The organism is Lishizhenia sp., assembly GCF_057456495.1.
This window is the reverse complement of record NZ_JBVCPV010000063.1, coordinates 1-14,957: the sequence shown is the minus strand read 5'-3', so window position 1 is coordinate 14,957 and position 14,957 is coordinate 1. Positions and strand designations below refer to the sequence as shown.

Genomic DNA, 14,957 nt, shown 5'->3' with positions numbered 1-14,957 from the left:
CACTCCTCCCCCTATAACTAAAAGTTCATTTTCGAAAGTTGCAGCCACCGGTATACTCAACTGCTCGCGCAAAACATGTCCGCGCAAACGATTACTATCTACGGCAACATCATATCCTTCCTCCATCTCAGGTATACTACACGCACCAAAAATCAAAGGGATACTACCTAGACCTGTTAATTGAATAAACTTTCTTCTTTCCACAGCATCCAAAGATAATTGAGTCTTTGAGATATTTAGATTTTTAGACGGTTAGACTTTTAGACATCTATACCATTGGAGTTAAAATTCAGCCATCTTGAAACACCGTAATTCAACTAAAAACTTAAGCTACTTATCAACAAAGCTCTTTTTGTTAATAATGCGTTAACCTCTTCTTTACAGATACTTTATTTGCTAGATTTACGTTAAACTCAAAAAGTAAACGCATGAAAACTTTACTCACAATACTCGCTATATTCCCTTTCTTATCATTCGCTATAGAAAGAGATACTACAGTTCAACATCACTGGAAAGAAGAGTTACGAAGTTTTCAGCCTACTTTTGACACTAACGAGCTTACCATCATATCTACCAATAAAATTTTCGAAGAATGTTGGGACGAATTAGCTCATCCTAACTTTTGGAAAACTATCATGCGGCTTTCTCCAGATTCGTGTGTTATCAATATAGCAGCAACACGAACTATTGTTCAAAAAATGGCCATTGCGGATTGGGATAAAAACACAGACGATGAAAAAGATGCCATTAGAGATTCAATTCGCGCTGCTCACGGTTTAGATGCTGAGGATAAAATTTACATGACCACTGGTAAGAACGATTTCTACCAATTCGAGAAAGTAATTCCAAGTTTAGCAAAAGGCGTAGAGGTATTTCATGAAGAAGGTGTAGACCCTTGGTATGCACAAGCTATATTGTTAATCGAAAGTCCAGGTAAATTGGCAAAATCTAACGTTGGAGCTTACGGTGCTTTTCAATTAATGAAGGGAGTAGCAAGATCGCATGGCTTACGTGTTGACAAATACGTTGATGAACGTAAGGATTTTAAAAAGTCGGCCCAAGCAGCAGCAAGTCTATTGTCGAATACTTGCATTCCTCATGCGAGAAGAATATTGGATGAGCACGACTTACACTATAATGAAAACGACCTATGGTTTAGATTGTTTGTATTACACATCTATCATGCAGGTGCCGGAAATGTAGAGGCGGTTGTAAATGTTATAGATCCGGAATTTGGAGGAATGAACATTATCCAAGAAATGTGGGTGAATTCAGCTGCTCATTTTAAGAACAGTTCTCAAAACTATTCTCAATTGGCCTTAGCTTCTTTAATGATATTGGATGAAATCGTTCATAACTCATCCACGCTTGCAAGTCTGGATAAATAATCACCCTTTCTGTGATTTGATCTCTTCCTTATTATAAGGGGATGGATAACTGTACATCCAAACATTTACCTTATCTTAAAAAAGGGATGAACGTCAACTTTTAACCAACATCTATATTGTATTGATGAAGATTTTTTCAAATCTGAGGGATACTCTAGAGAAGTTTCTATTTTTGTTTTTATGGATTATTTGGAGGGATTAAATAAGAGTCAGCGCGTAGCCGTTGAACATATTGATGGACCTATAATGGTCATTGCGGGTGCGGGATCTGGAAAAACCAGAGTGTTAACCTACAGAATAGCACACATGATGAATAGAGGAATTGATTCCTTTAACATCTTAGCACTGACCTTTACCAATAAGGCAGCACGTGAAATGAAGGAAAGAATCTCTCAAATTGTGGGAGATACCGAAGCTAAAAACTTGGCCATGGGAACCTTCCACTCAGTGTTTGCCAAACTCCTTAGATACAATGCAGAAAAGTTGGGTTACCCTTCTAACTTCACCATCTATGACACACAAGATTCAAGGAGTTTGATCAAATCTGTGATCAAAGAATTGAAGTTAGATGATAAGGACTACAAACCAAATTCTGTACACGGAAGAATTTCAAGTGCAAAAAACAACTTGATATCTCCAGAAGAATATGCCAACAATGCAGAGATTGTTGGAGAGGATAGAATGTCTAAACGTCCGCTTATCTATCAGATCTACAAAATGTACATGGATAGATGTTTCAAAGCTGGAGCGATGGATTTCGATGATTTATTGTATCAAACCAATGTATTATTGAGAGACTTTCCTGAAGTATTACATCACTACCAGCAAAAATTCAAATACATCTTGGTAGATGAGTACCAGGATACCAACTACAGTCAATACCTCATTGTTAAGAAGCTAGCTGCTGTTTACGAAAACATTTGTGTAGTAGGTGATGATGCCCAATCCATTTATTCTTTCCGTGGGGCCAACATCCAAAACATCTTAAACTTTAAAAGAGACTATCCTGATTTCAAATTATACAAGTTGGAACAAAACTATAGATCTACCAAAACGATTGTAGATGCTGCCAACAGTGTAATAGAAAAGAACCAAGACCAGATTAAGAAAAACGTTTGGACAGATAACAACCAGGGTGATAAAATAAGAGTGATTCGTTGTTTAACCGATAACGAAGAAGGTAAAGTAATTACCAACTCTATCTATGAAATCAAACAAGGTCAAGGCTTACAATATTCTGACTTCGCTATTTTATATAGGACCAACGCACAATCAAGATCTTTCGAGGAGAGTTTGCGTAAGTTAAACATGCCGTATAAGATTTATGGAGGTTTATCTTTCTACCAACGTAAGGAGATCAAAGATTTGATTGCTTACTTTAGGTTGAGTGCTAACTCTAATGATGAAGAAGCCTTAAAACGTGTCATCAACTATCCGAAAAGAGGGATAGGGAACACAACGATGGAACACATCATTATTGCAGCCCAACAATACGACGTAAGTTTATGGGAGGTAATGAGTGATTTTAACCGTTACCCTTGTAAGGTTAATGCATCGGCACAAAAGAAGATTTCTGATTTCGTAAGAATGATGCAAAGCTTTACTGCTGATTTAGACAGAGTCCCTGCTTTCGACTTAGCACAGCGTATCGCGACTACAACTGGCTTATTAAAAACCTTACATGAGGACAAAACTCCAGAGGGTGTAACCCGATACGAGAACATACAAGAACTTTTAGCCGGGGTAAAAGAATTCTCTATAGCTAACAAGAACAATGAAAACAATTCTTTAAGTGACTTCTTAATTGACGTAGCCTTAATGACGGATGCTGATGATGAATCAGAGGACGATAAAAACAAGGTTACCTTAATGACCATTCACGCTTCTAAAGGATTGGAGTTCCCACATGTTTATGTAGTTGGACTGGAGGAAAACCTCTTCCCTTCTCAATTATCAATAAACTCAAGAACGGAACTAGAAGAAGAAAGAAGGTTGTTCTACGTTGCCATAACTAGAGCTGAAAAGAACTGTACCTTGAGTTATGTACAAAGTAGGTTTAGGTTTGGACAATTGATCACGTCAGAATCGAGTAGGTTTATAGATGAGATAGATGAACAATACTTAAACTTCGAGTCTACGTATTCTGACAAAGGCACTTCTGGAAGATCGTTAAATGCAAGAAGAGGATTAGATAGTAAATTTAGTAATCCAGCAGCTTCTGGCGGACTTTCTGGATTGAGTCAGCGAAGACTTAAGAAAGTAAACGTGAATGACATTAGTTCAACACCTTCGAAGGGAGGAGGAACTACACAAGACTTAAAAGTCGGCTACAACGTAATGCACGACAGATTCGGTAAAGGAAGAGTAACGGCATTAGAAGGATCAGCTCCCAATCAAAAAGCTACAGTTTTCTTCCCGCGCGTTGGAAACAAAACATTGATATTAAAATTTGCTAAACTAGAGGTGCTTGATTAAGCACCTTTATTTTTTCCATCTATCTAGGTTGGTAGTAAGTGTAAACATATTACTAAATCCAGCCTGTGAATAGATATTCAACCCATAATCAAGAGAAAAACGTTTAAAATATAATCCTGCTCCAAAACTGAACCCTGCTAAACCTGGCCTTGTCTCCACTGCCATAATGTACCTTCTGTGCACGTCAAAGGCAGCTCTAACATGAACATGCTCTCCAAACAATGCCTCTAATTGGAAGGTAAAGTGATGAGATAGTTTCCCGAGAAAGTTAGCCCCCGTATTTACAATTGTATCACCCGTTATAGCGTCTATTGTTTCGGCAGTACTTGGATCGAAATACGATAAATCCCATCGGTTTAAATCGTGAGCAGTTAATGAAAACCTAAAAGGAGCATGCGCTAATTTATGAGAAATACCTATTTGCGCATCTGCTCTTAATGGCTCTCTATTTTGGGAAGTATATGCCTTTAATTGCGCTCCTGCATTTTTCACAACAACAGCGAGCATTGTTCTGTCCTCATCTCCTATTTTATAATTCGCACCTACATCTAAAGCTACACCAAAAGAGCTGTACGTGTCGAGTTGAGAATAAATCAAATTAAAATTAGCTCCAATACTGATCTTTGGATTCAATACTTTCGAAAGACCAGCACCTAAAGTAAAATCATTGGCTGAAAAGGTTCCTTGCTCTACTCCAAACTCATCTCTTCTCGACATTTCACCGTAAGAAACATAGCGCAAGTGTCCGGCCATCGTAAGTCCTTCTTTTAAAGACTGACCATAACTCACCATTCCATAGTTAATTCCTCCCGCTAAAAAACCGTGATTAAAACCCAGCTGGTGATGCATACCTTCATTCAATAAAGAAGGGTTGATTACACCTAAATTTACATCCTCATCCTGCACCGCAATGAAATCATTTCCCAAAGCATTAGCCCTGGCATTATATCCCAAGTTCAAAAAACTATAAGTATGTTCTCCTCCCGTTTGAGCAAACACGCTGCTTACAGTAATGAGTAGTGAGGTTAAAGCAAATATCTTTTTCATAATCTTCTTGAAAAACGTAATAGTATTTTAAAAATTGTAAAGTATCAACGATTTCTATCGCCCAACTCAATTACTTCCATGTTTTGGATGTTTTCACCTTCTATCTCAAAACGCAAAAGTGTTCTCACCTTATGAAATCCTTTATATCCACAAGCCCCCGGGTTTAACCATAACATTTTGTAACGGGGATCCATCTTCACAAGTAATATATGACTATGCCCACACACCAAAATTTTAGGGGCACCATTTTGCTCTAATTCTTCGAACAAGGGTTTAGAATACTTCATAGGTTTACCGGCTATATGCGTCATGAGCACCTCTACCCCTTCTACTTTAAAACGATTAAACTCAGGAGCCTCTAATCTTATTTTGTGATCATCGATATTTCCATAAACAAATCGCGTGGGTTTAAAAGAACGTAAATCATCTATCAATTGAACATCACCAATATCTCCTGCATGCCATACCTCATCTACTTCTTTAAAATGATGGTATACTTTGGGGTCTATCCAACCGTGCGTGTCTGACATGAGTCCAATTTTCTTCATTCAATTAAGCCTTGTACATAAAATTCAAACGAAAAGTATAAGAGCTTTCAACTCTACTTTCACAATGTGTTAAATTTTAAACTTTATGTTATTTATATTAAAAACCGCTTTATATTTGCCTAAAAATAATAGAAAAAGACATGAGACAATCAGGAACATACCAAGAGCCACATTACAGATATGATATTTCTTTATTGAGAAAGACATTGAAGAAGGCCAAGGCTGCATCTGAAATTCATGCAACGGAGTTGTATTATGCTGTAAAAGCAAACAACGAAGCTGTTATTTTAAAGGAAATCCAACAGATGGGATTAGGTGCCGACTGTGTATCTATGGAGGAAATTGAAAGAGCCTTACAAATTGGTTTTCCAGCAGAAAAAATTGTTTTTGCAGGGTCAGGAAAAACTATCCGTGAAATCGATTATGCTACAGCACAAAACATTGCTGTAATCCACTGTGAGTCTGTTGAAGAATTCGATATCATTCAAGAATTCTTAGCGAGTAACCAATCAACTACGAGAGTTGCTTTGCGCATTAACCCAGATTTAGAAGCTGGAACGCACAGCCGAATTTCTACAGGTAAAAAGCACCATAAATTCGGAATGCCTTGGGAAGATGCTATGGAATTAATTGCTCACAATAACAACATTGTTGGTTTCCACTTCCACATTGGATCTCAAATTTTAGACATGACGTACTTTGAGAATCTTTCAGCTAGAATTGCTGAATTGCTACTAAGTACACCATTAGACTTTAAAACAGAATATTTAAATATGGGTGGTGGTCTAGGAATAGACTACGAGGAGCCTATTAAAAACAACATCGCTGACTTCGACGGATGGATGAGTGCTATTAGAAAGAACCTTCCTAAAAGTACTTACCCAGTTATTTGCCTAGAACCAGGACGAAGTATAGTTGGACAATGTGGAATGTTAGTAGGTCAAGTTCAATACGTGAAACACAGAGAAACTTGTCCAACAGCCATTTTAGATATAGGGATGACAGATTTATTACGTCCAATGCTATATGGAGCACGTCATAAAATAACAACAGTTATCGATTCTATGACATTGATTCCACAAACGATTGCAGGTCCTTCTTGCGAGAGTACAGATGTATTTGGAAAGAACTATTACTTACCTGAATTAAACAGAGGTGATATCGTTCGTGTACACAGTGCAGGAGCATACGGTTCGAGTATGAGATTAGGCTATAATTTAAAAAGCGCTATAAAAGCAATGTATATCTATAGCGAAAGCAAAACAACCTTTAACGCCAACTACAAGGAAAGAAGCAAAGTAGCGGTTTAGGTTTGTTCATTATTTTTACTACTGCCCCTGCACCCCGGTGTAGGGGCTTTATTGTGCGAAAAAAATTTCCAATTAAAGAAAAAAAGTACCTTTAATTCCTGAAATGATAACTTACGCACTCACATTTTTAATTTTAGTTTCTTTCCTATTCTACCTCTATAGGAAAGGAAAAAAAATGAACGAGTTTTCACGTTACCTTCTCCCTCTACTCTTTCTGATTAAATTAGGTGTTGGATGTTTTTTCCTTTATGTATACACCTACGTTTACGGAGGAGGATTATTAACCCACGACGCAGGAGAATTTTTACGAGAAAGTAAATTATTACATGATGTATATCTTCAGTCTCCCAAAGATTATTTTATCTTTTTATTCGGCCTAGAACCTGACACAAGCTTCATTTTAAAATATTTGTCTAAAACGTACCATTGGTCTGCCCATGGAAAACCTTTTTTTAACGATTCACAGAATGTAATCCGTTTTAATTCTTTGGTTTACTTTATTTCAAAAGGTTGGGATTTTACACATGTATTGGTCGGCTCTATCTTCTCATTTTCAGCACTGTTGATCACCTACAATTGGGCAAAACTTAAAAGTTCACTTTCCAAAAAGACCATCCTCCTCGTCCTTTTCACACTCCCAAGCTTACTTTTTTGGAGTAGTTCTTTCCTTAAAGAACCCTTCATGATTTTGGGTATTGCTTTGTTTTGCTACGGTATTTTTAATGAATACTCATCTACACTGAAACGAATTACATATGTCATTGGAGGTAGTGTATTGGCCTTACTCTTCAAACCCTATGTATTTATCCTTTTATTAATTGCCCTATTGTTTTACGCGTTGGATTACTTGCTAAAACAATACAGTATAACAATGAAACTGAGTCTTTTTGTAATCTTAGTAAGCCTTGTTTTTAGCCTCCCAAAAGTACATAACTCAGTACTTAATAAAATAACAAGACAACAAACGAACTTTATTAATGTTGGCGCTGGTGGACTGCACATCGCTAGGCATGATAGCATTTTATTTTTCACAACAAGAGACGTTGAAGGTTTACGCCTAGAGAACAATAAAGCTTATATAGATAAAGACCTTGAATGTTTCTATGTTACCGACAACATACGCTATACTTCAATCCCCTACCAAGCACAACAAAGTCCGCAACCCTATATGATACTTTATCAAAGTGAAGGATCGGCTTCTCATTTTGAACTTACACGATTAAATTACAGTATGGTACGCCTATTTAAATCGGCACCAGAAGCTTTATTAAATAGCTTCTTACGTCCATTTTGGAGCGATGAAGGAAGTTGGTTGATGACCTTGGCAAAACTTGAAAATATCTTTTTGGTAATATTGACGGTGTTTTTCCTTTATAAAGGACGATTTAAAAACAATACGAACCTACCTATTATCATTACTTTCGCAATATTCATCTTTGCAATCATGCTCATTATTGGTTATACAACACCCGTAACAGGAGCTATTGTGAGGTATAAAATCCCAGCTCTTTTAGCCTTGGGGATTATGATAATATTAAGTTTTAATACAAAAAAACAAACGTGAAAACTATACTTATTACAGGAGCTACATCTGGTTTTGGATTAGCTATCGCTAAAAAATTCTACGCATTAGGTTACAACCTTATTTTAACTGGCAGAAGAAAAGAACGCTTCCAGGATATAGCCAAAAGCTTAAAAGATTTAGGAGAAGGTGAAATTCATTTTCTAAATTTTGATGTGCGCGATAACACAGCTGTAAAAACAGCTATTGCTGAGATTCCATCAGCGCTAAGTTCATCACTAACCATATTGGTAAACAACGCAGGACTAGCTTTGGGTAGATCTACTATAGATGCTGGAGAAATAGAAGATTGGGACGGTATGATAGACACTAACGTAAAAGGTTTACTGTACGTGAGTAAAGCTGTGATCCCATTTCTTCAACAAAATGGTGGTGGGCAAATCGTAAACATTGCCAGTATAGCCGGAAAGGAAGTTTATCCAGGAGGAAATGTTTATTGTGCAAGTAAACATGCCGTCGATGCGATTAGTAGAGCCATGCGAATTGATTTATTAAAAGACAATATCGCCGTAAGTAATATTGCTCCGGGTGCGGCAGATACAGAATTTAGTATGGTAAGATTTAAAGGTGATGCTCAAACCGCAAAAGATGTTTACAAAGGATACACCCCCCTTTTCGCTGAAGACATAGCCGATGCTGTTGAGTTTGTTTGTAACCGACCTGGACACGTCAACATAGATGACCTTTTGATTATGCCGCGGGCTCAAGCAAATGCAACCATTTTCAAGAAAGAAGAAAACTAAAAAAATAAAGAGTCCTAAGTAATTACTTAGGACTTTTTTATTGCTTCGAGTCCCCTAAAAATTATTTGAATTTCTTTCCGAAATCTTGTAACTTTAATAATCAACCTAATACCTTTGTATCATGATGCAATCCGCACTCAATTTATTAAAATCTGTTTACGGTTATGATAGTTTCAGGCCGCAGCAATCAGAAATCATTCAATCGATTTTATCAGGAAAAGACACGGTAGTCTTAATGCCTACTGGAGGTGGTAAATCCATGTGTTTTCAAATACCCGCTCTATTGAGCGATGGTATTACATTGGTCATATCGCCGCTGATTTCTTTGATGAAAGACCAAGTTGAGGCGTTAAAAGCCAACGGTGTAAAAGCAGCTTTCTTTAACAGCACTGTTGATGACATGGAAAGAAATGCCATCATCAATGAATGTAAAAGTGGTGCGTTGAAATTGATATACATATCACCAGAAACCTTGGTGGGAGTTATGCATACATGGTTGACCGATTTAAACATTTCTTTGGTTGCAATAGATGAGGCCCACTGTGTTTCAATGTGGGGACATGACTTTAGACCTGAATACACACAATTGAGTTCGTTTAGAGCATCCTTACCAGACGCTACCTTTGTAGCCCTTACTGCCACGGCAGACAAAATCACGAGAAAAGATATCGTAGACCACTTAGGTCTGCAAGAACCTGAAATTTTCATTTCTTCTTTCGATAGACCCAATATCAATTTAAGTGTTGAAGGAAACGTTCCTAAAAAGAAGAAAATTGAAAAAATCATCCGCTTCATCAACGACAGACCTAATGAAAGTGGAATTATTTACTGTTTAAGTAGAAAGGAAACTGAAGAGTGGGCAGCTATATTGAAAGAGCGAGGGATTGCAGCAGATCACTACCATGCTGGACTATCGCCAGACGAAAGATCACGCGTACAAGAAGAGTTTATAAAAGATGAAACCCCCATTATTTGTGCAACCATTGCATTTGGGATGGGAATAGATAAATCAAACGTACGCTGGGTAATACACAACAATCTTCCCAAAAACATAGAAGGCTATTATCAAGAAATAGGTAGAGCAGGAAGAGATGGATTACCCTCTGAAGCACTTTTGTTTTACAACATGAGAGACGTAGTACTTTTAGCGCAATTTGCCAAAGACAGCGGTCAGAAAGAAGTATTACTAGAGAAGCTCAACCGAATGAAGGAGTTTGCTCAGGCAACTTCATGTCGCCGAAAAATTCTCTTGGCTTACTTCTCAGAACAGTTAGATGAAAACTGTAACAATTGTGATGTTTGTGAAAATCCACCCGTTGCTTTTGACGGAGTTGTGATAGCACAAAAAGCACTAAGTGCAGCTATACGAGGAAAAGAGCAACTCAACAACCGTTTATTGATTGACGTACTTAGAGGGGCGAAAACCAGTGAAATTTATGCCAAACAACTCAACACAATTAAGACCTATGGTGTTGGTAGGGATTTAAGCTTTGATGAATGGAATCATTACTTAACTCAATGTATCAATTTAGGCCTCTTCGAAGTAGCCTATGATGATCACTTTCATTTAAAAGTAACGGAATACGGAAAAGAACTTTTAGGCGGTAAAAAAAGCTTCTCTCTTGTAAAACCAAGTTTAGAGGAAAAAGTAAAAACACCCAAGAAAAAAGCTCCCAAAGCACTCACAGAAAACGAAGTACTTTTCAACGCATTACGTTTGTTGCGAAGAAAAATTTCTGTGGAGGAAAACGTTCCTCCCTATATTGTTTTTAACGACGCTACGCTGAAGCAAATGGCCTCGGAACAACCCACTACTAAAAATGACCTACTGGCAATCTCTGGGGTAGGAATGCAAAAAGCAGAAAACTATGGTCCCGAATTCATCGCTGAGATAAAAAAGTTCCAAGAAGAGAACAAACCCAAAGCGAAGAAATCTACCTACGAGCTTACTGCAGAAATGATGGAACAAAACTACAGCATAGAGGAAATTGCTCAACAAAGAGAACTGAATGTTTCAACCGTATATTCGCACGTTGCCAAAATGTTAAAGGACAACGCAAAAATGGATTACTCACCCTACATTTCTGATGAGGAGTTAGCCAAAATAAATAGGGCTTATGAGGAGATTCAAGAACCTTTACAATTAAAACCCTACTTTGAGTATTTTAACGGTGAAGTGGAATATCATAAAATCAGATTGGGGTTAAGCGTATTAACCAGAGAATGAAACCACATGTAAAAATATGGGTAGCCTGTAGTGGTGGCGTGGACTCAATTGTCCTCACCCACCTTTTGCATACCCAAGGTTTTCGTGTAGGAATACTCCATTGCAATTTCCAATTAAGAGGAAATGAATCTGATGGTGATGAAGAATTTGTTCGTGGTTTCGCAAAGCAACTGGATTTAGAAATACGGGTTAAGAAATTTGATACCCCTAGACTCGTAAAAGAAAGAAAAAGCAATACTCAAATTGTTGCAAGAGATTTAAGGTATAATTGGTTTGGAGAAATACTTCAAGAAGGTAACAACTGCATTGCTTTGGGACATCATTTCGATGACCAAATAGAAACTTTTTTGATACAACTTGAACGAGGTGGTGGGATACGTGGACTTTGCGCCATGCCCAAAGTTCAAGATAAATTTATACGTCCCTTACTGGATAAAGATAGAGCGTGGATTTTAGATTATGCCAAAACACATGGTATTACATGGAGAGAAGACAGCTCAAATGTCTCCACCAAGTATAAGCGGAATTATTACAGACACAACATCGTTCAGGACCTCAATTTTCACAACGGAAAAATTGAGGTTTCTAAATTAGTCCTTGCCTTTCAAACACTTCAAAACGCGATAGCTCTATATGTATCGAAAGAAGTTGAGATCATTAAGGCAAATGCATTTCTTCCCTTTTCGGTTTGGAATACATCCCCCCTGTTAATTCAAAAGGAAATATTGTATCAACTAAATATCTCTAGGAATCAAACCTCAGAGCTAACGAAACTGATGAATGGGAATATTGGAAGCACCTTAATGTATGAGGAACTACAATTCATAAAAGAATCAGACGGTTTGAGCTTAGTGAGCACTAAAACTAAAAAGTACATCCTTGAAACTCAAGAATTAAATAAGGAGGAAGTTGTTTTCAACCGCGCACATTTCTTTATTGACCCATCACGCGTAAAAGGCGACTTGCATTTAAGAAAGTGGAAAGAAGGCGATCGTTTTTCTCCCTTAGGTTTAAAAGGAACGAAAAGAGTTTCCAAATACTTAAATGATTTAAAAATAACTGCAGCTCAAAAAAAACTAGTTCATGTGATAACTGATAATGAAGGAATTATTGCAGTAGAACATGGTGCACCTTCAAATCGCGTTAAAATATCACAAAGTACAAAGAAGGTTCTAAGGCTTACAATACGCGAGTTATAGAGCGATTTTTAATTTGAATTTATCAGAATTTTGGTTAAATTGTTCTTCCATTAAAACATAAAACGCATGCAAGAAACCATAGAAAACCAAGCTACGCTTGTTGAAAAAGAAGTTATCCCTACGCTTCATTTTAAGCATGTAGCTAAACATAATGTCAACAAGGATCTTCACGAAAAATTGAAAGAAGCCACAACCTTAGGTAATTTACACCACGGAAAATGCGCTATAATATTTGAAGATGAAGGTGGGTTGAAACGCGTAGAAACAACCGTTTGGGCCACTGGAGCTAAATACATTTGTCTAAAAGGAGGCATTTGGCTACCCATCTCTTGTATACGTGAAGTAAGATTTTTATAATGAATGCTAACATCTCAACAAATTAGACAACTTCGGTTGTCTTTTTTTATTTTAGAAAACCAAGAATAGACAGACTATCAACCCCAATAAACCACCTTAAATAATTAACTTTGTTTACCCAGACTAGAATTATAAAAAATCATGATAAAACTACTTTCCATTTTTGCGCTATTGCTTAGCAGTGTTGTTGCATTGGGACAAGACAAAGTAACGTGGACAGCGAACTATAATGCCGAAGATTCAACCATCGTATTGCATGCTGATATTGCTGAAGGTTGGCATTTATATAGTCAGAACCTAGAAAACGACATGGGACCTATACCTACGGAAATCACTTTTAGTCCAAACGAATTAGTAACTTTCTCTGAAGAAACTATTGAACCAGAACCTAAGCAAAGTTTCGATGAAAATTTCGGGGCTAACCTGAGCTATTTTGAAAAATCTGTTGATTTCACAAATAAAATCATCGCTCAAGATACAACGACAGTAAACATTACGGTAATGTACATGATTTGTAATGATGAAATGTGTCTTCCTCCTACAGAGAAAACACTTACAATAACAATAAATAAACCCTTAAACTAAAATTAACAAACGCTAGAAATGAAGAAATTACTTTCTTTACTGACCTTCCTTCTAATGATAGGTGGTCTATTCGCACAAGGAGCAAATGACTACACGAAATGGAGGTTCTCCATAGAACAAGAACCAGGTTCTAATGAGGCAACTCTTGTTACTAAAGCTATCACTGATGAAGGATGGCATGGTTACTCATCTGTTCCCGCTGATGAATTTGCTGGTCCATTACCAACAGAATTTAGTTATGATGATCCTTCTAAATTTGAATTAGTTGGAGCCATTGAAGAAACAGGGTTTCACACTCATTACGATGAATACCAAGAAGTTGATGTAACCGAATTTGAACACGAGGGAATCTTCAAACAAAAAATTAAAATCAACTCTACAGAAGACTTCGTTATTACCGGTAAGATTAGCTACATGGTATGTGAATCTGGAGGGATGTGTGTGGCTGGTGACAAGCCTTTTGCCTTTTCTGTAAAAGGAAACAAAGCTGTAGCCAAAGTTGAAAAAGTTACAGAAGAAACTCCTAAGGTAGAAGAAGAGACAACAGAAGAAACTCTTGATGAAGCTACAGAAGAAACTGCAATTGTAATTGAAGATCTTGTTTTCTGGGAATACAAAATATTCGAAACAGTAGAAGATAAAGAATATGAAATCGTTTTAACTCCTGATTTCGAAGACAGTGTAAGCATTGTTGACCCTAAGAAGGTAGTGATTACAAAATCTGGTGATAGTCCGTTAGAATTTACGGAATTCAAATCAACAGACAAAGGATACACAAGTACAATAAAATTTGAAGGTAAGGAAGAGCCTGGAGCACTTTTAAACATCAATTTTAATGTAAACTACAAAGGAGCAGAAAGTAATGTGGAACAAGAATTACCCATTGCTTTAGCCTCAACAGTACGTTTAACAAAAGGTAATTGTGAGCCTAAAACATACAATGGAATTGGAGCGAATAACGAGGTTAAGAAATCTTACATCGAACTATTTATCGGTGCGTTTTTAGCAGGTTTAATTGCATTGTTGACGCCATGTGTATTCCCTATGATTCCGATGACAGTTACTTTCTTTATGAAAGGTGCTGAATCCACTTCAAAAGCAAAAGGAATTAGAAAAGCATTACTTTTCGGTTTCTCTATCATTGGTATTTACACAATTATCGGAACGATAGTAGCCGTATTGTTTGGAGCAGCATTTGCCAACTGGTTAGCTACGCACTGGGTACCGAATATTTTATTCTTCTTAATCTTTATGGTTTTCGCAGCCTCTTTCTTAGGGTTGTTTGAGATTCGACTTCCATCTTCTATGGTAAACAAAGCAGATGCGCAAGCAGATAAAGGAGGTTTAACAGGTATCTTCTTTATGGCCTTAACGCTTGTATTGGTTTCTTTCTCTTGTACAGGACCAATCGTAGGGTCTATTTTGATCTCGGCTGCACAGGGTGGAGTTATTGAACCAATGTTAGGTATGTTTGCCTTCTCATTTGCCATCGCATT

Annotated in this window: 13 protein-coding genes; 10 read left to right on the top strand and 3 right to left on the bottom strand. The window is 37.2% G+C overall.

What is annotated here, in order from left to right:
* The coding region (locus AC22ZQ_RS06425; RefSeq protein WP_318957958.1) for a hypothetical protein at positions 1-204 on the bottom strand (204 nt) is incomplete at its 3' end.
* Between the two features lie 224 nt (positions 205-428).
* On the opposite strand from AC22ZQ_RS06425, the gene AC22ZQ_RS06420 reads away from it, so the two are divergent.
* Together AC22ZQ_RS06420 and AC22ZQ_RS06415 are read left to right on the top strand one after the other, a co-directional pair.
* On the top strand, positions 429-1,388 hold the full coding sequence (locus AC22ZQ_RS06420; protein ID WP_318957957.1) for a transglycosylase SLT domain-containing protein: 960 nt from the start codon (positions 429-431) through the stop codon (positions 1,386-1,388).
* A 180-nt stretch (positions 1,389-1,568) separates the two neighbouring features.
* Complete coding sequence (locus AC22ZQ_RS06415) at positions 1,569-3,863, top strand: ATP-dependent helicase (protein ID WP_318957956.1); 2,295 nt, start codon at positions 1,569-1,571, stop codon at positions 3,861-3,863.
* A 6-nt stretch (positions 3,864-3,869) separates the two neighbouring features.
* On the opposite strand, the gene porQ is transcribed toward AC22ZQ_RS06415, so the two are convergent.
* Together porQ and AC22ZQ_RS06405 are read right to left on the bottom strand one after the other, a co-directional pair.
* The gene (gene porQ / locus AC22ZQ_RS06410) at positions 3,870-4,910 is read right to left on the bottom strand and encodes a type IX secretion system protein PorQ (protein ID WP_318957955.1); all 1,041 of its coding nucleotides are present in this window, start codon (positions 4,908-4,910) and stop codon (positions 3,870-3,872) included.
* Positions 4,911-4,954: 44 nt separating this feature from the next.
* A complete protein-coding gene (locus AC22ZQ_RS06405; RefSeq protein ID WP_318957954.1) occupies positions 4,955-5,458 on the bottom strand; it encodes a metallophosphoesterase family protein in 504 nt (167 codons plus the stop codon).
* Between the two features lie 140 nt (positions 5,459-5,598).
* Between AC22ZQ_RS06405 and lysA the strand changes: the two genes are divergently transcribed.
* From lysA to AC22ZQ_RS06365, 8 genes are all read left to right on the top strand, one after another.
* Entirely contained in the window at positions 5,599-6,768 is a 1,170-nt protein-coding gene (gene lysA, locus AC22ZQ_RS06400) for a diaminopimelate decarboxylase (protein WP_318957953.1), read from the top strand.
* Between the two features lie 175 nt (positions 6,769-6,943).
* On the top strand, positions 6,944-8,332 hold the full coding sequence (locus AC22ZQ_RS06395; RefSeq protein WP_318957952.1) for a hypothetical protein: 1,389 nt from the start codon (positions 6,944-6,946) through the stop codon (positions 8,330-8,332).
* Positions 8,329-9,093: an SDR family NAD(P)-dependent oxidoreductase gene (locus AC22ZQ_RS06390; RefSeq protein WP_318957951.1), complete on the top strand. Its 765-nt coding sequence runs from the start codon at positions 8,329-8,331 to the stop codon at positions 9,091-9,093. The genes AC22ZQ_RS06395 and AC22ZQ_RS06390 overlap by 4 nt, the downstream gene beginning before the upstream one ends.
* A 121-nt stretch (positions 9,094-9,214) precedes the next feature.
* On the top strand, positions 9,215-11,320 hold the full coding sequence (recQ, locus tag AC22ZQ_RS06385) for a DNA helicase RecQ (RefSeq protein ID WP_318957950.1): 2,106 nt from the start codon (positions 9,215-9,217) through the stop codon (positions 11,318-11,320).
* Positions 11,317-12,519, top strand: a complete 1,203-nt coding sequence (gene tilS / locus AC22ZQ_RS06380) for a tRNA lysidine(34) synthetase TilS (protein ID WP_318957949.1) — start codon at positions 11,317-11,319, stop codon at positions 12,517-12,519. The genes recQ and tilS overlap by 4 nt, the downstream gene beginning before the upstream one ends.
* A 66-nt stretch (positions 12,520-12,585) precedes the next feature.
* Positions 12,586-12,876: a hypothetical protein gene (locus tag AC22ZQ_RS06375; protein WP_318957948.1), complete on the top strand. Its 291-nt coding sequence runs from the start codon at positions 12,586-12,588 to the stop codon at positions 12,874-12,876.
* Between the two features lie 141 nt (positions 12,877-13,017).
* The gene (locus tag AC22ZQ_RS06370) at positions 13,018-13,461 is read left to right on the top strand and encodes a protein-disulfide reductase DsbD N-terminal domain-containing protein (protein WP_318957947.1); all 444 of its coding nucleotides are present in this window, start codon (positions 13,018-13,020) and stop codon (positions 13,459-13,461) included.
* A gap of 18 nt (positions 13,462-13,479) precedes the next feature.
* On the top strand, positions 13,480-14,957 hold a 1,478-nt coding region (locus AC22ZQ_RS06365), incomplete at its 3' end, for a cytochrome c biogenesis protein CcdA (RefSeq protein WP_318957946.1).

Bases quoted from the DNA above. Each gene is read 5' to 3' on its own strand.
- AC22ZQ_RS06420 (WP_318957957.1), top strand. From the start codon at position 429: ATGAAAACTTTACTCACAATACTCGCTATATTCCCTTTCTTATCATTC.
- AC22ZQ_RS06415 (WP_318957956.1), top strand. From the start codon at position 1,569: ATGGATTATTTGGAGGGATTAAATAAGAGTCAGCGCGTAGCCGTTGAA.
- porQ (WP_318957955.1), bottom strand. From the start codon at position 4,910: ATGAAAAAGATATTTGCTTTAACCTCACTACTCATTACTGTAAGCAGC.
- AC22ZQ_RS06405 (WP_318957954.1), bottom strand. From the start codon at position 5,458: ATGAAGAAAATTGGACTCATGTCAGACACGCACGGTTGGATAGACCCC.
- lysA (WP_318957953.1), top strand. From the start codon at position 5,599: ATGAGACAATCAGGAACATACCAAGAGCCACATTACAGATATGATATT.
- AC22ZQ_RS06395 (WP_318957952.1), top strand. From the start codon at position 6,944: ATGAACGAGTTTTCACGTTACCTTCTCCCTCTACTCTTTCTGATTAAA.
- recQ (WP_318957950.1), top strand. From the start codon at position 9,215: ATGATGCAATCCGCACTCAATTTATTAAAATCTGTTTACGGTTATGAT.
- tilS (WP_318957949.1), top strand. From the start codon at position 11,317: ATGAAACCACATGTAAAAATATGGGTAGCCTGTAGTGGTGGCGTGGAC.
- AC22ZQ_RS06375 (WP_318957948.1), top strand. From the start codon at position 12,586: ATGCAAGAAACCATAGAAAACCAAGCTACGCTTGTTGAAAAAGAAGTT.
- AC22ZQ_RS06370 (WP_318957947.1), top strand. From the start codon at position 13,018: ATGATAAAACTACTTTCCATTTTTGCGCTATTGCTTAGCAGTGTTGTT.